Origin of the sequence: Gilliamella sp. B2717 (assembly GCF_026536675.1) — a bacterium.
Lineage (GTDB): Bacteria > Pseudomonadota > Gammaproteobacteria > Enterobacterales > Orbaceae > Gilliamella > Gilliamella apicola_I.
The window spans coordinates 41,902-62,174 of the sequence record NZ_JAFNNQ010000093.1 but is presented as its reverse complement, the minus strand read 5'-3'; the positions used below and the strand labels follow the sequence as shown (position 1 = coordinate 62,174).

General features: G+C 36.5%; 20 protein-coding genes. 10 read left to right on the top strand and 10 right to left on the bottom strand.

Annotated elements, in window-relative coordinates:
* Positions 1-108 precede the first annotated feature (108 nt).
* From J3U35_RS09660 to J3U35_RS09650, 3 genes are all read right to left on the bottom strand, one after another.
* Positions 109-1,191, bottom strand: coding sequence for a 5-methylcytosine restriction system specificity protein McrC (locus J3U35_RS09660; protein WP_267361019.1), 1,083 nt, complete (start codon positions 1,189-1,191; stop codon positions 109-111).
* Positions 1,188-3,608 carry an McrB family protein gene (locus J3U35_RS09655; protein WP_267361017.1) on the bottom strand — a complete coding sequence of 807 codons (2,421 nt, stop codon included), beginning with the start codon at positions 3,606-3,608 and terminating at the stop codon, positions 1,188-1,190. Before J3U35_RS09655 ends, J3U35_RS09660 begins: the two co-directional genes overlap by 4 nt.
* A 212-nt stretch (positions 3,609-3,820) precedes the next feature.
* Positions 3,821-4,156: a winged helix-turn-helix transcriptional regulator gene (locus J3U35_RS09650; protein WP_267361015.1), complete on the bottom strand. Its 336-nt coding sequence runs from the start codon at positions 4,154-4,156 to the stop codon at positions 3,821-3,823.
* A gap of 189 nt (positions 4,157-4,345) precedes the next feature.
* Here J3U35_RS09650 and J3U35_RS09645 point away from each other — a divergent pair, with 189 nt between their 5' ends.
* Positions 4,346-4,981, top strand: coding sequence for an NAD(P)-dependent oxidoreductase (locus J3U35_RS09645; protein WP_267361013.1), 636 nt, complete (start codon positions 4,346-4,348; stop codon positions 4,979-4,981).
* Positions 4,982-5,088: 107 nt separating this feature from the next.
* Here the strand turns inward: J3U35_RS09645 and flhA are convergent, their stop codons facing one another.
* From flhA to flgA, 5 genes are all read right to left on the bottom strand, one after another.
* The gene (gene flhA, locus J3U35_RS09640) at positions 5,089-7,176 is read right to left on the bottom strand and encodes a flagellar biosynthesis protein FlhA (protein ID WP_267361011.1); all 2,088 of its coding nucleotides are present in this window, start codon (positions 7,174-7,176) and stop codon (positions 5,089-5,091) included.
* Positions 7,177-7,184: 8 nt separating this feature from the next.
* Complete coding sequence (flhB, locus tag J3U35_RS09635; protein ID WP_267361009.1) at positions 7,185-8,324, bottom strand: flagellar biosynthesis protein FlhB; 1,140 nt, start codon at positions 8,322-8,324, stop codon at positions 7,185-7,187.
* A 142-nt stretch (positions 8,325-8,466) separates the two neighbouring features.
* The gene (locus J3U35_RS09630) at positions 8,467-8,901 is read right to left on the bottom strand and encodes a flagella synthesis protein FlgN (protein ID WP_267361007.1); all 435 of its coding nucleotides are present in this window, start codon (positions 8,899-8,901) and stop codon (positions 8,467-8,469) included.
* Positions 8,902-8,927: 26 nt separating this feature from the next.
* A complete protein-coding gene (gene flgM / locus J3U35_RS09625) occupies positions 8,928-9,224 on the bottom strand; it encodes a flagellar biosynthesis anti-sigma factor FlgM (protein ID WP_220216098.1) in 297 nt (98 codons plus the stop codon).
* A gap of 72 nt (positions 9,225-9,296) precedes the next feature.
* The gene (flgA, locus tag J3U35_RS09620) at positions 9,297-9,896 is read right to left on the bottom strand and encodes a flagellar basal body P-ring formation chaperone FlgA (protein WP_267361005.1); all 600 of its coding nucleotides are present in this window, start codon (positions 9,894-9,896) and stop codon (positions 9,297-9,299) included.
* Positions 9,897-10,109: 213 nt separating this feature from the next.
* Between flgA and flgB the strand changes: the two genes are divergently transcribed.
* Genes flgB through flgJ form a run of 9 tightly spaced genes read left to right on the top strand, consistent with a single transcriptional unit; the run spans position 10,110 to position 17,342 of the window.
* Positions 10,110-10,520 (top strand): flagellar basal body rod protein FlgB, encoded by a 411-nt coding sequence (flgB, locus tag J3U35_RS09615; protein ID WP_267361003.1) that lies wholly within the window; start codon positions 10,110-10,112, stop codon positions 10,518-10,520.
* Positions 10,521-10,525: 5 nt separating this feature from the next.
* On the top strand, positions 10,526-10,930 hold the full coding sequence (flgC, locus tag J3U35_RS09610) for a flagellar basal body rod protein FlgC (RefSeq protein ID WP_220216101.1): 405 nt from the start codon (positions 10,526-10,528) through the stop codon (positions 10,928-10,930).
* Positions 10,931-10,943: 13 nt separating this feature from the next.
* Positions 10,944-11,663 carry a flagellar hook assembly protein FlgD gene (locus J3U35_RS09605; protein WP_220216102.1) on the top strand — a complete coding sequence of 240 codons (720 nt, stop codon included), beginning with the start codon at positions 10,944-10,946 and terminating at the stop codon, positions 11,661-11,663.
* A 16-nt stretch (positions 11,664-11,679) separates the two neighbouring features.
* Positions 11,680-12,891, top strand: coding sequence for a flagellar hook protein FlgE (gene flgE / locus J3U35_RS09600; protein WP_065558039.1), 1,212 nt, complete (start codon positions 11,680-11,682; stop codon positions 12,889-12,891).
* A 14-nt stretch (positions 12,892-12,905) separates the two neighbouring features.
* Entirely contained in the window at positions 12,906-13,661 is a 756-nt protein-coding gene (locus J3U35_RS09595; protein WP_220216103.1) for a flagellar basal body rod protein FlgF, read from the top strand.
* 15 nt (positions 13,662-13,676) lie between these two features.
* On the top strand, positions 13,677-14,459 hold the full coding sequence (gene flgG, locus J3U35_RS09590) for a flagellar basal-body rod protein FlgG (RefSeq protein ID WP_267361001.1): 783 nt from the start codon (positions 13,677-13,679) through the stop codon (positions 14,457-14,459).
* A 21-nt stretch (positions 14,460-14,480) separates the two neighbouring features.
* Positions 14,481-15,161, top strand: coding sequence for a flagellar basal body L-ring protein FlgH (locus J3U35_RS09585; protein ID WP_267349928.1), 681 nt, complete (start codon positions 14,481-14,483; stop codon positions 15,159-15,161).
* An 11-nt stretch (positions 15,162-15,172) separates the two neighbouring features.
* Entirely contained in the window at positions 15,173-16,282 is a 1,110-nt protein-coding gene (locus J3U35_RS09580) for a flagellar basal body P-ring protein FlgI (RefSeq protein WP_267360999.1), read from the top strand.
* Between the two features lie 16 nt (positions 16,283-16,298).
* The gene (flgJ, locus tag J3U35_RS09575) at positions 16,299-17,342 is read left to right on the top strand and encodes a flagellar assembly peptidoglycan hydrolase FlgJ (RefSeq protein WP_267360997.1); all 1,044 of its coding nucleotides are present in this window, start codon (positions 16,299-16,301) and stop codon (positions 17,340-17,342) included.
* A gap of 156 nt (positions 17,343-17,498) precedes the next feature.
* Here flgJ and flgL read toward each other — a convergent pair whose 3' ends face one another.
* Together flgL and flgK are read right to left on the bottom strand one after the other, a co-directional pair.
* Entirely contained in the window at positions 17,499-18,455 is a 957-nt protein-coding gene (gene flgL / locus J3U35_RS09570; protein WP_267349934.1) for a flagellar hook-associated protein FlgL, read from the bottom strand.
* A 14-nt stretch (positions 18,456-18,469) separates the two neighbouring features.
* Positions 18,470-20,113 (bottom strand): flagellar hook-associated protein FlgK, encoded by a 1,644-nt coding sequence (flgK, locus tag J3U35_RS09565; protein WP_267360995.1) that lies wholly within the window; start codon positions 20,111-20,113, stop codon positions 18,470-18,472.
* Between the last annotated feature and the right edge of the window lie 160 nt (positions 20,114-20,273).

Genomic DNA, 20,273 nt, shown 5'->3' with positions numbered 1-20,273 from the left:
GGTAATGTGTGAATTCCATATTAGGTGGTGCTTGGTTATAAACTTTTCGATTGAATGCATCAATGCATTCTAATGGTGTCGAATCTTGATGTAGATTGCTTATGTACTTTAAGCTAATAAAGACAGTAAACAATCCTTAATTTTCATGTTTTCTTGTCTCAAATCAATAGTAGAAAAATTTAATTGATGTCCTTGAATTAGGGTATGTTCATTTATTGATTCATCCACTGTTGGATAAAGTAACATACCTGATGCTGAAAACGATAAAGGGTCGTCAATTTTTTCTTGGCTTCTTACATAAGCATAGAGCTGATATAAATGATCTGTTATAAATGAATGGCTTGATTGTTTAAAAATAGATGTACATTTAGTATCCACAATTAAGCGAGAATGAGTTTTGTTATTTTCTATAATTAAATCGGTAATCATTTCTGGCATAAAATGTCCAATGTTGTCCGTCGATTGGGTACATTGCCATTTAAACTTTTTATTCGACTCGATTTGCCATTCATTTGGATCAAGATTAACCCGATAAAAACCAATCACCGCTTTCTCAAACAATGCTCTTAACCACTGATCAGTTTTCTCCAACGTATTAAGTGTTTCTTTACCGAATAATTCTGTTGGAATAGACAAACTATGAACCAATTTAGCCACCGAAACTAATAGATTATCATGAGGATTTGATCGATTGAACTGATCAATAACAGGGTTGTAATAGTTAGATTTACCGATTTTTAACTCTTTAAAACGATTGGTTATTTGTTTACATTGCTTTATCAATTTATCATTAGTTAATTGCCTTAATAAAACATGGGCAGCATCATGAATATATTGATTTTTTGGTGTATTATTTGTTAATCCATCATATCGACAATGGATTTTACCTTTTTCAAGTAATAATTTACGTGTGGTAGTTAAATAATCAATTTTTCCTCTAACACGTGTTAAAACCTGCTTTTCAGGTTGATAACTGTTAGATAATGAATAACGCAATCCTTTGTGCACTGCCTTGCAATAAATTTCAGCAGTCAGCTCAACAATTTTTTCAGGATTTTCTTCAAAATTTATTCGCTGCTGTTCATCAAGCTCTTTATAAGAATCTGATGCATACAATAAAAGTAACCATATGTTTCTAATAGGTATTTTATTTAATGTGATATTTTGTTTTATTGTCGATTTAGTATTCATTGAGATTGTTTATATGCAATCGTAATAAGTTTCATTGCTTTGTTAAGTTTATCTTTTTCATCAAACCAATACTCTTCCAATAATGGTTTAATTTCAGTATCAATAATATTTTGATACCACACTAAACCTTCACTTTTCGGTATAGCTCTATGATGAGTTAAATAACTATGACCAATAGCAAAAGCACTTCCTAACATTCTATCTTGAGCAATGAATTCATTTAATTCATTCATTCTTTCTCTTATTTCTTCTAAAAGCTTACTATTGAGCCCTGTTTTTTTAATCATATAGCTTAACCATTTTTCTGAAAAATTAGGATCTAAAGTAAAAAACGCAAAACGTCGACGTAGTGCAAAATCGACTAATGCTAAAGAACGATCCGCTATATTCATCGTACCAATGACATATAAGTTATCAGGAATATATATTCCATTTTCTTGTTCACGGCGATAGGTCAATTCTAATGCTTCACTCGGTGTTCGCTTATCAGCTTCAAGCAGTGTTAGCATTTCACCAAAAATCTGTGAGGGATTACCTCGATTAATCTCTTCAATAACCATAACATATTTAGATTGAGGATCATTTCTGGCTTGATGAATTATCTCCAAAAAAGGACCATCGATCAGCGCTAACTTACCATCACTAGCGGGACGAAAACCACGAATAAAATCTTCATAAGATAGATTAGGATGAAATTGAATTGCTCGAATATTATTTGAATCTTTATAGCCAATTACAATATTAGCCAATCTTTTAGCTAACCAAGTTTTACCCGTACCTGGGGGACCTTGTAAAATGATATTCTTTCTCATTTTTAAGCTTGCTAACATCTGTTGTAATTGTTGTTCATCGACAAAACAACTTTCTTGAATTAAACTTTCTAATTTATAAGGTTGTTTAACTAATAATTGTTCAACGATATCATCATCACTTTCAATAATTTCTTCATTTTGCTCATCAATATTATCACTGACTAATCGATATTTTCCATTTCCCAAAAATTGCAAGAAATCCTTATCTCTTAATCTTTGCAATGTATTGCTGACCGATTCTCCTATTACACTATTATTAGGAAATTCTTCTTCAAGCTGTTCTCGATATTTATTAAGAAACTCTTTACGTTGAAAAACATCAGTTCCATTTTTTTGACATAGCTCCTTAATCAGTTGCAATAATTTAAATTGCCATTGATTATTTGATATTAAACTTTCATTATGTGATATGCTACTTTGATATTTACGTAATGCGGTTAAATAAAGCTCTGGAAAAGAGTGATTAGGAAAGTAATCTTCGTTAAATCTCACGGCTAAATTATCAAGTAACTTAAGATAATCATTACCGTTAAAATATCCTTTGGATAATCGCTTATCTTTTATCAAACCCAATTCATCTGTAAGATAAACTTTTGAAACCTTATCCAATACGACATAAGCATGAGGGCGAATCCAAAATAAACCATTGGTTAATTGCCATGAGCAATAAGGTTGTGACATGACTAAGTCAAATTTTTGTTCAAACTCATCTTGATAGTTTTCATCAGCATTAGAAAATTTCAGTGCAGTAGCATAAAATTCCCATAAATTATCAATCTCTTGTTGTTGATTTTCGGAGTTGGTAAAAAACCAAGAAAGTTGATTATTAAGTAATGGTATGCCTTCAAAAGAGTTAGGGACAGATTCTTCAATTTTAAGAAATTCCGCCCACTTTTTTGCTATTTGTTTTCGTGTGATTTCTTTGATATTTCGGTTAAAAGTACCTAGCGCTGTAAACGGACAAATATCATGTATATTTTTATTAAGTAAATAAGAGAGATTAAATTCTATTGCAAGTTCATTTATAAAAACCATTAATTCAGAACGCTTCTCTTTATTTTGATAAATTAATAAATTATCAGCAACTGCTTCATAAAATGGTATCCATTTAAATAATTGTGTACGAAAATTAGTATCGTTATCTCCATAACGAGATCGCCAATAAGGCGCATTCCGAAAATAGTCAATATCCTGTGGTTTATTATAGAAAGTAAAGTTGATTAATTGTTTTGATAACCATTCATCATCTTTAACACTCCAAATAGTGGCTATATTAGTAAAAAAATACCATTTTTTATTCAAATTCGTTTTTTGCCACTTAACTTCTAATAACTTTCCATCACCATAATTTTTTGTCACAATACCAGTCGCTTTAATCTCCATGACTGAAACAGCTTGACCTTTATTATCAAAGGGTAAATTTTTTTTTAAGTTATAGGTTGACTTGATTGCAACACGATCTCCAACACTAATACCACGTACAGTATTTAAATATTTATTATCGTAACCATTTTCCCAAATACCTAATCTAACAAAACGTTCTGTTTGGTCTTCACTACCATTAAATTTAGCGCCTAAAAACCAATATGTTTTTATTGCTTCCAATGTTTTTTCCTTTCAAATATAGATAATCTATTGTAAAGATAAATTTTTGAAACGAAGTTTAACTTAAAACAAGATAAAAAAGTGAACAAATCTAATTAAATATGTGATACAGGTCAAATTTTCAAAAAAATCTTAAATAACTATTAATATCATTAACAAAACGATCATTAAATATAATTGGCAAAAAATAGCTTTTTATTCATGTTAAAAACCTATTTCTTAACACATTGCCTTAATTTATAAGCACTTCCCCACTCTAACATAGCATCATGAACCTGTTTTAAACTTTGTCCGACTTCGGTCAAGGTATATTCAACTTTAGGAGGTACTTGGGCATAGACTTTGCGATGAATTAATCCGTTTTTTTCCATTGCACGTAGGTGCTGGGTTAAGACTTTTTGTGATATGCCGTTTAAGGATTTTTTTAATTCGCCAAAGCGTTTAGTGCCCGTTAATAAATCACGAACAATTAAGACTTTCCATTTATCGCCCATTAGCATAAGCGTAGTTTCGACGGGACAAGGGGGTAAATTTTCATTGAGAGACATAATAAAAATCCTTTAAATTCAATTATAGTATTAATTTGGTAACTATATTACTATTTAGTACCTACTTTACAATAGATACTTTGAATATTAATCTAAAAATATTCATTACTTAACGATTTTTGTTTACAAAACCTAAAACCAGAATCCAACAATATTATTAAATTAATAAAGAATAAAGGAGTCAAAAAGATGAAAATAGCTGTTATTGGTGCAAGTGGTAAATCAGGCAGTCAGATAGTTAAAGAAGCAATTGCGCGTGGGCATGACGTGACAGCGATTGTTCGTCATCAAAATGCGCATGTCGATCCCAAGGCGAAAGTTTTAGTGAAAGATTTGTTTGATCTGACTTATGAAGATTTGAAACCTTTTGATGTTATTGTCGATGCATTTGCGACATGGAGCCTTGAATCACTGCCTCAACATCAAACAAGTTTAAAACATTTAACTGATATTTTAAGCGGTAAACCTAACCGTTTATTAGTTGTTGGTGGTGCAGGTAGTTTATATGTCAATCCTGAACATACTATTCGTTTAGTTGATACACCCGAGTTTCCGGAAGAATTCAAACCACTAGCTAATAATATGGCTAAAGCACTTGATGAATTAAAAAAATGTCAGGATGTGAACTGGACTTACTTAAGCCCAGCTATTGAGTTTATTGCCGATGGCGCAAGAACAGGTCACTACAAAGCAGGCGGTGAACAGGTTTTATTCAATACTCAAGGAAAAAGCCAAATTAGCTATGCTGATTATGCCATTGCCATGGTTGATGAAGCAGAAAATGCCAAACACATTAAACAACGTTTTACGGTTGTGACAGAATAAGATAAAAATCTATTTTATATAGTGAACAGCTGATGCCTGTTCACTATTTCATAGCGCTTTTTATTGCTGAACTATCAATTTAAGTTTTATTAATCAAATTTCTGGTACTATTCTGTACCAATTTGACAAGTCATTTTAATTTCTCGATTATCCGTGATTTCTAAGTTTGACAACACCACTAGCTGTGGAAAATGGGGCCTTAAAAATTGTGATAGCATCGGTCTTAATGTGTGGTTAACCAAGAGTACAGGCGGTGCACCAATGGCATCTTGCTGATTTAAAGCTTGCTTAACTTGTTGAATAATATGATCCGCTAATCCTGGTTCAACATTACTGGTATTTTGGAGTGCTTGTAGCAACAACCGCTCCAAATTCACATTTAAACCAATGACATTAATTGCCCCATTCCCCGGAAACCATTGTTGTGTTATCACTCTTCCTAATGCTATTCGCACTAGGCTAAGCAATTGATAAGCATCGTTTTGATTCGGTGCGTGTTCGCTTATGGTTTCGATAATTGTGCGCATATCACGTATTGACACTTTTTCGGCGATTAAATTTTGGAGTATTTTATGAAACGTCGTTAACGTAATGACGCCCGGTATGAAGTCCTCCACCAATTTTGGAATATCTTGTTTAACATGATCCAATAACTCTTGTGTTTCCACTCGTCCTAATAAATCACTGGCGAACTGTTGTAATAAATGATTAAAATGCGTCGCAATCATGGTGCTGGTATCAACAACGGTATAACCTAAAATTTGAGCATTTTCTTTATTACTTGCGTCTATCCATACCGCAGGCAAACCAAACGCAGGCTCGGTAGTGGGTATTCCGTCAATGGTTTCTGCCACATTCCCCGGATTAATCGCTAACCATTTGTTATTAACAATTTCACCTTTTCCTATTTCCCCGCCTTTAATAAATAATTTATATTGATAAGGCGCGAGCGATAAATTATCTCGGATATGAACTTGAGGCGGCAAAAAACCAAACGTTTGAGCAAACTTTTTCCGTAAACTGCGTATCCGACCCAATAATTCACCATTCTGAGTTTGATCTACCATAGGGATTAATCCATACCCCACTTCCATTGCTAAAATATCCTCAATACTGACATCCGACCAAGATGCTTCAATATTACTCGGTGTCGTTGCTTGCGTATCAACTTGCTTAGTGCTGGCAGTCGTATCATTTTTCTTCTGCTTATTAAGCCACCAAGACAACACAACTAATATCGCAGTAAACAGTAAAAACACTAAATTTGGCATACCCGGAATCAAACCCAATAATCCAATGACTACCGCAGTCAAGATTAATACTTGTGGATTTTTAAACAACTGGTTTAGCATCTGTTCACTGATGTTTTCTTGTGATGTCACTCTTGTCACAATCACGCCAGCAGCCGTTGAAATAATTAAAGAAGGGATTTGAGCAACCAGACCATCACCAATAGTTAATAATACATACGTCTGACTCGCATCCGCTAGTGCCATACCATGTTGTACAACCCCTACTAACAGCCCACCGATAATGGTAATTGCCATTATCAATAAGCCAGCAATCGCATCACCCCGAACAAATTTACTTGCTCCGTCCATTGAACCATAAAAATCGGCTTCTTGGGTGACTTCGGCTCGGCGTGCTTTGGCTTCGTCTTCACCAATCAATCCAGCATTTAGATCCGCATCAATTGCCATTTGCTTACCGGGCATACCATCTAATGCAAAACGAGCACCGACTTCGGCTATTCGCCCTGCCCCTTTGGTAATAACCATAAAATTAATAATCACCAAAATGATAAAAACCACAATACCTATCGCAAAATTACCACCTACCAGAAAATGACCAAAAGCTTCAATCACCCGACCTGCGGCATGACTGCCAGTATGACCTTTTAACAGAACAACCCGCGTCGAGGCAACATTTAATGACAAGCGTAATAAAGTCGCAAACAATAACACGGTTGGGAAAGCAGCAAAATCAAGTACACGCTTAGTAAACAATGCCACAATCAAAATAATAATTGATAACGCAATATTGAAGGTAAAAAACAGGTCTAAAATAAACGCAGGTAACGGTAATACCATCATTGAAAGAATCAATAAAATTAGCAGTGGACCTGCTAAAATTTGATAATGCCCTTTTTTAAGCCCATTGGTTGATAAAAACGAAACTATTTTATTTTTAATCATGTGGTTAATTACCGCCTTGGTTGATTTTCTGCTAATGATTCAGGTACTGGCAAATTGTTAGGTGTCATCGGTTTATCACCGCCATATTTATGCCACCGTTTTAATTGATAAACCCAAGCAAGAATTTGCGCAACAGCTGTATATAATTCGGTTGGAATGGTCTCGCCAATTTCGCCATAACGATACAATGCCCTAGCCAGTGGTGGCGCTTCTAATTGTGGAATATGATGTTGATTGCCAATCTCCTTAATTCGTAAAGCAACCAAATTCGTTCCTTTTGCCAATACCTTAGGGGCGATCATGGTTTTTTCATCATAATGTAAAGCAACCGCATAATGCGTCGGGTTGGTCACAATGACATTTGCTTTAGCGACATCTTTCATCATGCGACGCCTTGCCATGGCTTGCTGCATCTGCCGAATACGGCCTTTTATTTGAGGATTTCCCTCTTGCTCTTTAAACTCATCCTTAATTTCCTGTTTTGACATCATCAGTTTTTTTAAATTACTCCAAATCTGATAAAAGATATCAAAGCCAACCATCGGAATAAGTGACAACACCATGAATAATCCACAAATTAAAATAAGATCTATCGCTTTTGTTAATGCGCTATTTAGGTACATTTTGGGAAGAGAAAGCAGATTTGGAAACAAGTCGAATAATAACAATGTAGCAGCTAGGGTAATTAATATGACTTTTAGCATACTTTTAAATAATTCTGCTAAAATTCGGCGACTAAACATCCGACCAAAACCAGAAATCGGATTCAACTTTTTAAAATTGGGTTTAATTGATTGCCAACTAAATAACAAACCACCCACACAAAGCGGTGCCACAATAGCAAAGATAGCCAATGCAAAAAACAGAGGAACAATAGCCCAAAAGCCTGCGGTCATTAACTCAATCAAATTGGTCAGAATACGAGATTCATCATTTACACGAAAAGAGACTTGCATCGCTGTTTTTATCATGATGATTAACTTCTGGACTAATGCAGAACCCATTAACCAAAATAGCATAATGCCCACCAACAAAATAATGACGGAAGTCAATTCTCGTGAACGGGGTATCTGTCCCTTCTCTTTAGCTTTTTTAAGTTTGCTATCGGTGGGGCGTTCGCTTTTATCTACATCACTTTCATTAGCCATGATAGGGGTTAATAGTATCTAACTGTCTAAATAGAAATAAAATAGTCACAGTATGTACTTAACACACTAAAGTTATTGGCTTGATTAAACGACAAATTAAGGTGTATTTAACGCGTTTACACTGAACACACCGCAATTATCATTAAACTTTTGCTCGTTTTGATGAGATTGTTTCGGTTTGTTGATAACCATTATTGGTATAAACAACCGGATTATGAATACTTTTTAAATGATCGATAGTTTGCTGAGTACGATGCATACGATTTTGAATAATCAAACCATTATCACGATTGATATTCGCTAATAACCGCGTAGTGGTTGTAATGGATTGCCATTGCTCTGCCAGTTCTGGATTTCCACTATAAGGGGAAGATAGATTGAGTTGTTTACTGGTATTAATTCGTTTTTCATCTAATAATTTTAATTCAATAAGTAATTGACTCTTTTTATTGATGATTTCATTGAGTTGATTGATAGAACTGTTTTCAATAAGCACTTGTTGCTCGGTCTGCAAAATGTCTGAAAGTGTTTGTAACATGACGGTTATTTTATTTAAGATGTCATTTAATTCTAACATTTTTATTTCCTTTCAAACTTTACTAACTATTCAATATTTTCAATCATCTGTTTGATAAGTTCATCAGCTATTTTTGTGGTGTTTATCACTAATTTACCTTCAGTAATAGCCTGTTTTATGTTATCAACTTTTTCCATGTCAATGTCATTATGCGTAGACTGTAAAAGCGATAAGGTATTTTGACTTAATGTCACATTAGCACTGCTGGTCAGGCTATTTTCTGTCTGTTGAGATGATCGTGGGCTTTTTTGTTGCTCATTGATAACATCACGATTAAGTAATCCTGCTATTGTCGTTACCGATTTAGTCGCTTCTATACTCATAAAATACCTTTGATCAAAAATTTAATGATTTGTTTAGTCTAATTATCGGCAAAAATAAAAAAATCATTAATTTTATTTATCGAAAATTGTCACACCTTCTTGCGTAACAATACCTTCAACAATATTGCCAGAATTAAGCTTTACACTAATATGATCATCTAAGGCGCCGTTATTGAGAGATTTACCTTTTGTTGCAATCACATACCCCTCTCCATTAATCAAGACTTTCACCATTTGACCAGCCTTGATGTGCCAATTTTGTTGCAGCATTGAAGTTCGAATTGGCTCATCAAGCTCAATGTTACGTAATGCAATATGATTAATAATGTGCTGTTTATTTAAAATTACCGAATTGGCTAGAAGATCAAGTCGCCCCAATTTTGACCGTATCAGTGCATCAGTAATGATCGTTCCTGCACTTATAGGTTTATCAGCGACAAAATAATGCCCCTCAGCACTGACTTTTATTTGCAAATACTGGGTTTTATTACCGCATTTAACGCCAATGGTCATCGTACCCCACTGTTTTTTATTATTCAGTAGTGTAATTTTGGGCTCATCACACATTAACTGCGGTTTAGGCGATATATAAGATATCGAAATATTATCGACAGGAACCGTTATATGTTTTGAAACTAAATCATTCACCGCTCTTTCAAATGAATCAGCCATCGCCATATTGCTCACCAATAACAGTGAAATAAGCTGTATTAATCTAATAACCTTAATCATATTTGCTTGTTTTAAAATTATTTGTAAGCCGATTTTACTGTATGAACAATTTTATTGAATGTTGAAATAAGGACAATTTTTGTTGTTATTTATACGATGAGTTTTTTTTGATTCACATAAAATTTTAAATATCAAACAAAGTGAGACGATTTTATGCTGAATAAATTAGACACCTTTATTAATTTTCATCAACAAGCATTAAATGTACGTGAAAAAAGACAAACTATCTTAGCATCAAATATTGCTAATAGTGATACACCGAATTATCAAGCGCGTGATATTGATTTTAATGCCGAATTGAAAAAAGCACTAACTCATCAGAATAGTCGCCATCACCTACAACTTAACGTAACGTCGAATCAACATATACAGATCAATGCACCTGCTATGACAAATGTAAATATGCTTTATCGTATTCCTTATCAAGCATCAACGGACGGTAATACGGTCGAAATGGATCAAGAACGCACAGCATTTATGGATAACAGTATCCACTATCAAAGCAATTTAACTTTTTTAGGTGAACAATTTAAAAATGTAATGTCTGTATTACAGCAAGGATAATCAATATGAGTTTTTCAATTTTTGCAATTTCTGGCTCGGCCTTAATGGCACAAACTCAGCGAATGAATGTCAGCGCCAGTAATTTAGCGAATGCTGACAGCATCACTAGCACATCAGGAAAAGCATACCAAGCAAAACAAGTTATTTTTCAGGTGGATAATAACGGTGAGCAAAATAGTATTGCTGGCGTTAAAGTCGCCCAAGTGATTGAAGACCCATCACCCATGAACTTAGTTTATGAACCACATCATCCATTAGCCGATGAGAAAGGTTACATCCAAAAACCCAATGTCGATGTTGTTGCCGAAATGGTCAACACCATATCAGCATCACGCAGCTATCAAGCCAATGTCGAAGTCATTAATACCGCCAAAAGCCTAATGTTAAAAACATTGACATTAGGTCAATAGCAAGGAGTGATAGATGGGTGTAACAAATGTGTCTGTATCCGAATCGGTAGGCGTAAATGGTGTTCAAACCAAACAAAAAAGTACAACTGATGGCAATTCCAGTAAAGAATTACAAGATAACTTTTTAACGTTACTGATTGCCCAGATGAAGAATCAAGATCCAACCAATCCAATGGATAATAGCCAATTAACCTCGCAACTTGCTCAAATTAACACATTAGCGGGGATTGAAAGATTAAATACCACGCTAGGCATGGTGTCTGGGCAAATTGACGATAGTTTATCGGTCAATGCCAGCAACATGATTGGTAAAGGGGTAATGGTACCTGGCAATAAAATTTTAGTGGCGACCTCTGAGCTTGAAGGTACTGATAACGAAACCGAAACCATTACCACACCATTTGGTTTTGAGCTAATGCGTGATGCTGATTCAGTCATCATTACGATTTTAGATGAAAATGGTAATGTCGTACGTGAAGTCGATTTAGGTTCGATTCCTGCTGGGGTTAGCTCCTTCACTTGGGACGGTCAGCTAAACGATGGCACCACCGCACCAGATGGTAGTTATACCTTTTCGGTCAATGCCAGTTACGATGGACAAAAAGTATCCTCAACGTCACTTGGCTATTCGGTAGTCTATGGTGTGATAAACAGTAAAGTTAATAATAAAGTATTACTCGATTTAGGAATACTTGGTTCAATTAGTATTGACGAAGTACGTCAAATTCTTTAAGGGAGATGAAATTCAAATGGGATTTTCTCAAGCAATTAGCGGCATGAATGCTGCATCAAAACAATTAGACGTCATTGGTAATAATATTGCCAATTCTGCAACCGTTGGCTTTAAAAGTGCGAGTATCTCATTTGCCGACATGTATGCCGGATCAAAAGTTGGCATGGGTGTGAAAGTTGCAGCCGTCATGCAAAATTTTGGTGACGGAACAACAACCGCCACTAACAATAGTTTAGATGTTGCTATTTCTGGCAATGGTTTTTTTCGCTTAGTGGATAGTAGTGGACAAATTTATTATAGCCGTAATGGTCAATTTCAATTAGATGCCGAGCGCAACATCATTTCGGCGGATGGTTTGCAACTCACTGGCTACTTAGCCACCGGCACACCGCCACAAATTGCACAAGGTGCAGCACCGGGGCCTCTTAAAATTTCGCAAGAAATGTTAAATGCTGCCGCAACAACAAAAGCATCATTACAAACTAACTTAAACTCAAATAGTACGGTACCTGAAAAACAGCCTATTAATGCACTTGATGCCGATACGTTCAACTACTCAACAACGCTGACAACTTACGATTCGCTCGGTAATCAACGTAATGTACAACTGTTTTATGTCAAAACAGCCGATAATCAATGGGATGTGCATTATCTTGACAGTAGCGACCCGAATGCAACATTACAAAAAATGGGGCAAATGGAATTTGATTCATCCGGTAAATTAATCAGTGATCCAGAAATGACCGTAAATATTAACGGTATTAATGGCTCGGCTGACAACACCTTTACACTATCACTGGCTAATAGCTCTCAACAAAATATGGGCAAAGAAGTGGGCAGTATCAAAACCCCTGTCGTTGATGGTTATGCACCGGGTGACTTAGTCGGGTACAACATCAATAATGATGGATCGATTTACGGTATCTATTCTAACCAACAAACCATGTTGTTAGGTCAAATTGCGATGGCGGATTTTGCCAATGTTAACGGACTAGAGTCAGCAGGCAATAACAATTGGCGTTCAACACTTCAATCCGGCGCTGAAGTATTAGGTATCGCAAACTCAGGCACGATGGGCGCATTGACCAGCGGTGCAGTGGAATCATCCAATGTGGATATGAGTCAAGAATTAGTCAACATGATTGTTGCCCAGCGCAATTATCAATCTAATTCACAAACCATAAAAACGCAGGATCAGATACTTAACACATTGGTTAACTTGCGTTAATTAAGGAATAAATTATGGATCGCGTTATTTATACAGCCATGTCGGCAGCAAGTCAGACTCTTCATCGGCAAGCAATAACCAGTAATAACCTAGCCAATGTTTCAACATCAGGCTTTCGTGCCCAATTAGCCGCAATGAAAGCGATACCTATTGTTGGCAGCACTATGCCAACCCGAACAATGGTCACGGCAACCACCCCCACATTTGATGCCAGTATGGGGGCATTTAATTATACTGGTCGAGAATTAGATGTTGCTTTAGCCGAAGATAACTGGTTAGCGGTACAACTTGCCGATGGTAGTGAGGCTTATACCCGTAATGGTGCGATCCAAATTGATGAAGAAGGTACATTGCGTGTTCAAGGATACCCTTTAATGGGTGATGGCGGTGTACTAACTGTTCCGCAACAATCAAAAGTCAGTATCAGTTCAGACGGGACTTTATCAGCTTTAGGCGCAGGCGATAAACCGACCACCATAGCCCAAGTGGGTAAAATTAAAAAAGTCCAACTTAAACCCAACGAAATAACTCGCGGTGATAATGGCTTGTTTCAATTGACTGAACAAACACGTAATGCCCGTGGCGCCGTATTACCCGATAATCCCAATGCCAAATTGATGTCGGGCGTATTGGAAGGCAGTAATGTTAATCCCGTTGTCGCAATGGTTGATTTAATCAGCCATTCTCGCCATTTTGAAATGCAAATGAAAGGGATCACAACCGCTGACGAAAATGCTCAAAAAGCGAATCAAATATTATCATTGACTTAATTAGGAGTATCACCAATGATTAAATCACTCTGGATTGCCAAAACCGGTTTAACCGCACAACAAATGAATATGGATATTATTTCCAACAATCTAGCCAATGTCAGTACCAGTGGTTTTAAACGGCAAAGAGCAGTATTTGAAGATCTGCTATATCAAACTGTTCGCCAACCGGGCGCACAATCTTCAGAACAAACTACCTTACCGTCAGGCTTACAAATTGGCACAGGGGTAAGACCGGTTGCCACCGAACGAATTCACAGCCAAGGTAATTTAGAATTAACCGACAACAGTAGTGATATTGCCATTAATGGACAAGGCTTTTTCCAAGTGCTATTACCCGACGGAACCCAAGCTTATACCCGTAGTGGCGCATTTCAAGTTAACCAAAATGGACAACTCGTCACCGCCAACGGTTATGAAATTCAACCAACCATTAATATTCCCGCAAATGCGATTAAAATGACGGTCGCGCGTGATGGTATTGTCAATGTCACCCTTGCCAATCAATCCTCGCAAGTGCAAGTAGGTCAACTGACATTACACACCTTTATTAATGATGCAGGACTTGAAAGCATGGGGGAAAATCTTTACTTAGAAACCGAAAGTTCTGGTGCGCCGACTGAAAACACCCCCGGCCTAAATGGTGCAGGATTGCTATACCAAGGTTATACCGAAACATCGAATGTCAATGTTGCCGAAGAGCTGGTAAATATGATTCAAGTACAACGTGCTTATGAAATTAACAGTAAAGCGATTTCGGCATCCGATCAGATGCTACAACGATTAAATCAGTTATAAATTAATACCATGATAAACGTGATGAAATCCCTGTATATCGTGATCGCTGCGCTGTGCTTAGTGAATTGCGCACAGTTACCGAAAAAACCATTAGTCAAAGGCGAAACAAGCATCGTTCCGCAAATGCCAGAAATTGTTAACACCAGCGGCTCTATCTATCAAGCAGCACAACCAAGTAATTTTGGTTACCAACCCATGTTTGAAGATCGCCGTCCACGCAATATTGGTGATGTGCTAACCATAGTATTACAAGAAAACGTCAGTGCCAGCAAAAGCTCATCAATCAATGCCGGACGTAACAGTTCACTGAATTTAGGGGTAAAAGCTGTGCCCACTTTTTTAGATGGACTGGTTGGACGTGGAAAAGTCGAAACAGACATGTCTGGCGGTAATGATTTTAAAGGATCTGGAGGAGCAAACGCTAAAAATACCTTTAGCGGTACTATTACTGTCACCGTACAAGATGTCATGATAAACGGCAATTTAAAAGTCATTGGTGAAAAACAAATTGCGATAAATCAAGGAACGGAATTTATACGATTTTCAGGTGTAGTTAACCCTCGAACAATTAGCGGCAATAATACCGTTATCTCAACACAAGTAGCCGATGCCCGTATTGAATATGTCGGAAATGGTTACATCGATGAAGCACAAACAATGGGTTGGCTACAGCGTTTATTTCTCAATCTTTCACCGTTTTAACGAGTCTTAGCATGATAAAAAAATTACCTACTCTTATCTGTTTTATCTTAATGATGATTTTAGCGATACCTTATAGTTACGCTGAGCGCATCCGTGATCTAGTCACCATACAAGGGGTACGTGATAATGCGTTAGTAGGTTATGGCATTGTGGTGGGACTTGATGGAACAGGCGACCAAACCTCGCAAACACCGTTTACGATTCAAAGTATCACCAATATGTTATCTCAATTAGGCATTACTGTTCCAACAGGTAGCAATATGCAACTTAAAAATGTTGCCGCCGTTATGGTCACAGCAAAATTACCCGCTTATTCACGAGTAGGACAACAAATAGATGTCGTGGTATCCTCACTGGGTAATGCCAAAAGTTTACGAGGAGGCACATTAATTATGACGCCGTTAAAAGGCGCAGATAACCAAGTATATGCGATTGCTCAAGGTAATCTTTTTCTGGGTGGCATGGGCGCAAGTAGTGGCGGAAGTAGTGTAAGTGTCAATCAATTAGCTGGCGCGACAATCCCGAATGGTGCAACGATAGAACGTGAATTAGACATGCGATTAGATGAACAAGACATTATTCACCTACATCTGAATCAATTCGATTTTACTCGTGCCTTAAAAATCTCCGAAGCGATTAATAAATTACAAAAAAACACCGCAGTGGCACAGGACGGTACGACGGTGACAGTCAAAATGCCTGTTACCAGCCAAGAACGGGTTAAATTATTATCACGAATACAAAATCTTGAAATTGGTGCAACGCCGATCTCAGCCAAAGTCGTCATTAATACTCGTACTGGGGTTGTGGTCATGAATCAAAAAGTCCAGTTGGATAACTGCGCTGTCGCGCATGGTAACTTATCGGTTGTCGTCAATAACAGACTCAAAGTTAACCAACCCAATACACCTTTAGCGGGTGGGGAAACAGCGGTCACACCTGAAACACAAATTGCGGTTGAAGAGCAAGGTGGTGCATTGCAAAAAGTCACTGCAGGGGTGAATTTAAATAGTGTAATTAAATCGCTCAACTTATTGGGTGCTAATCCGACCGAATTAATGTCAATCCTTGAAGCACTTAAAAAAGCCGGTTGCTTACATGCTTCGTTAGAAACCATTTAGATATAAAAAAAAGAATATGAATAATCTGATTAATCAATCTGTTCACCGTTTTGCCTATGACGTAAATGGACTAAATCAATTAAAGCGCAATGTGGCAAAAGGGACTAACCAAAGCATTAAACAAGTTGCTGAACAATTTGAAACGCTATTTATTAATATGATGATGCAATCAATGCGTAAAGCAGTGCCGGACAGTGGATTATTCAATCAACCTGCAACACAACTCTTTACCTCGATGTTTGATCAGCAAATTGCTCAGCAAGCAGCAGGTAAAGGGTTGGGGCTTGCTAATATCATTACCAAGCAACTCACGCATGGCAAACCTTTGTCACCCAATGTATCATCGTCGGGCACTATTCCTATTCAACCCCAAAAATCGTCGCAACAACCTAACCTTAAACTTGCACAATCTTTATTTAGCAACGCATCAGCGACAGTCACGCCTGAAGCATTAGGACAAATGCTTTATCATAGCCATAAAATCGATAATGCTTCAAAAATAAATGCATCAGAAATCACATCGTTAAACCCTGCCGATAAAGCAAATCAAGATTATGTAACCGCATTTATCAAAGAATGGCTTATTCCTGCTCAACAAGCTTCTAAAAGTTCAGGTATACCTTACGAAGTTATCATAGCGCAAGCTGCACTAGAAACAGGTTGGGGACAAAAACTGATTAAAACCGCAGATAACCAATCAAGCCATAATTACTTTGGCATCAAAGCCACGCCAACATGGCAAGGTAATGCGACCCGCTTAACAACACAAGAATTTATCAATAACCAAATGATAAAAATCCAAGATAATTTTAAAGTCTATACCAGTAAACAACATGCATTAACCGACTATATCAATCTATTAACCAAAAGCCCTCGCTACCAAGCGGTGGTCAAAGCACCTGATGCAAGAACCGCTGCCAAGGCATTACAAGCAGCCAAATACGCAACCGATCCCAACTACAGTGACAAACTCATACAAATTATTGCCCGTATAGAACAAATTGCTCAACAAAATCCGATAACGACCGTTTCAGGTTTCAGAAAAATAGCGTTTAATTAATTCTGTTTTTGCCAGTTCAACGCACTAATTCCACTGTCTGATTATTGACTCATTAAAAATAGACATAAAAAAGGAGGCTTAAGCCTCCTAAACGTGTTGGATATATATTCTAGTTATAATGAGTAGAAATGAATACTATTATCTGTTTTCACTCGACTATTTCATTTGAAACAGTGACATGCTTTGCATACTCATAAAAGTATACTGTGCTGCTTGTAAATTAGCTTGAAGCATAACGTATTCTGAAATGGCATCGTACCAATCTACATCTTCAAGTTGGCTAATTTGCGTTTCAAACTCAATATCTAGCGTTTTACCCAGTGTTGTTAATCTTTCGACTTCTTGTAATACTGTTCCGCCTTTTGCTCTAAGGGTCGAAACATTATCAAATGAGTTATCAACACCACAACTTGCTTTAGATAAGCCTTCACGATATTGCTTAATAGTATCTTCATTGTTGTCATCTAAATCGAGCTTTAACGCGTCAAGCGCATAATCGATACTCGCAAATAGATTACTTTCTGCTGGCGAACCGTCTGGCAACTTAACGGTAGAGCCTGTCATAAAGGCTTCAAGACCGGTAAAACTGAGTGGGACTTCGCGTGAATCATCAATAAAAATATTAATTGTGGTGGTACCACCGACATAACTCACTTCGCCAGATTCACTAACCACAAAAGGAGGCGTATCATTTTTATTACCGGCAAACAGATAATTGCCGTTAGTATCTTTTGAATTGGCTAAAGCGACAAGCTGATCTTTCAAACCTTGTAATTTATTTGCCAAATCACGTCGGTTTTCATCATTTAATGTTTCATTACCGGCATAAACCAATGTTTCTTGAATACTTTGTATGACAGTATTGACCTCTTTTAAGATAGTATCTTGACGACTAAGTGACTTATCGGTACTTTCACGCGCGGCTTGAAATTGGTCGTTTCGAGATTGCGCTTGTTTTAATATTAATGATTGTGATGCGCCCATAGGATCATCAGAAGGCGATAAAATTTTTTTACCCGTTGCTAAATGTAATCCCGATTTTTGCCATTTATTGTTGGTATTTAAAATACTATTTAAATTTTTTTGATACATTGAATTGGTACTTACACGCATTTTTTATCCTTTTATCACTTCGCTAAACCTAAAATAGTGTCAAATAGCGTTGTTGCAGCATCAATAACTTTGGCATTTGCTTGATAATACTGCATATAAACTTGCATAGAGATATACTCTTCTTCAATATTTACGCCCGATATTGATTGATTTTGTTCGTCAATCTGCTGCGTTATATTTTGGCTTGATTGTGCCGAAATTTTAGCGGTTTGAGTTTCACTACCAATATAGTTAACTAACGTGGTATAAGCGCTGTTTAAGGTCGTTGTACCGTTAATTAATTTTTCATTTTGTATGTCTAATAATTTGCTCACATTGCGGTTATCACCCGCACCGTTTTCTTCATCATTAATTCCGGTTGCCAATTTATTCACATCTGTCACTAACAACGCTAATGACGATGCGATATCAGCAACAGGTTTAATTAAAAACGAATCCCCTTTCACCGCATTACCCGTTATTTCAATTGATAAACCATCAAACATTAGTTTGCCATCTTCAATTTGAGGGGTAATAGTTTGATGATCAGACAGTCTTGTCACAACCCAATCAGTACCATTAAATTCAATTTTATAATCCGAGGCTTTAACTTCGGTGACTGAATCAAAATTGATTTTAGCGGTAGCATTACCTTGATTTTTAGCATTGGTGATACTACTTGGTTGACGGTAATCAAACATTTTTTCACCGGCATGACCATTGATATCCACGCCAGACATATGCACTTCATTGAAACGCTCAGCTAAATTAAGTGCAATTAAGCCCAATTGGTTGCGAGCTTGAGAAAGTGGTCCATCACGAAAAGTTAATAATCCATTTAATCGGCCTGATGCGATATTTTGACTTGTCAGTTCTTGAGTCGCACCAGAATTATGCGTGTAAACAATTGTATTTATTGCAGGATCTTGTTGTGACGGTTGAACAGATAGTAAGTTCACCGACGATCCCTGCACTAAACTTAAACCGTTAGCTAACGACAGATTATATTGTCCATTTTGCTCCGTCACGGTAATTCCTATAATTTCGCTCAATTCATTGACCAGCTGATCACGCTGATCAAGCAAGGCATTAGGTTCATTACCACCACTCACGGCCTGTAATTTTGAAATTTTTTGATTTAATTCGGCAATTTGCTCTAAATAAGTATTAACCTGAGCGACATTATTCGTTAATTCAGTATTGATATTGGCAATTTGATTTTTAAGATTATTTTCGGTTTTATTAAATTGTCCAACCAACGACGTCAAATTACTGATAACCGATTGTTTTGTCGAGGCATCACCCGCATTTGACGTAAGCTTATTTAAGCTAGAAAAAAGATTATTAATTTGCGATGAAATGCTGTTTTCATTTTCAGCTAAAAGATTATCAACTTTTGATAATTCATTATAATATGATTTAATCGATCCATTTTGTGATTGCGATTGTCGCAATTGCCCAACAACAAATTGGTTAAATGCACGATTTACCGCTGTCACTGAAACCCCATTACCGACAAAACCAAAATGATGATGAGTACCATTTGCCTGCGTTAATATCTGTTGTTGGCGATTATAGCCTGCGGTGTGGGCATTACTGATATTATTGCTAATTACATTAAGCATATTTTGCGCTGCATTTAATCCACTAATTCCAGTATTCATCAATGAATTTGCCATTAAAAAACTCCTTAATATAACTTAGTTAATAACATCATGATTATTTGTAAACTTAATTTTTATATCGGCACAATTCATTAAAGCTTTAATCATTTTTGCTATTTTTTTTGAATTTTTATTTTTTTATTTTCAATTCAGCAGATTTTTTTTGATTCATGCC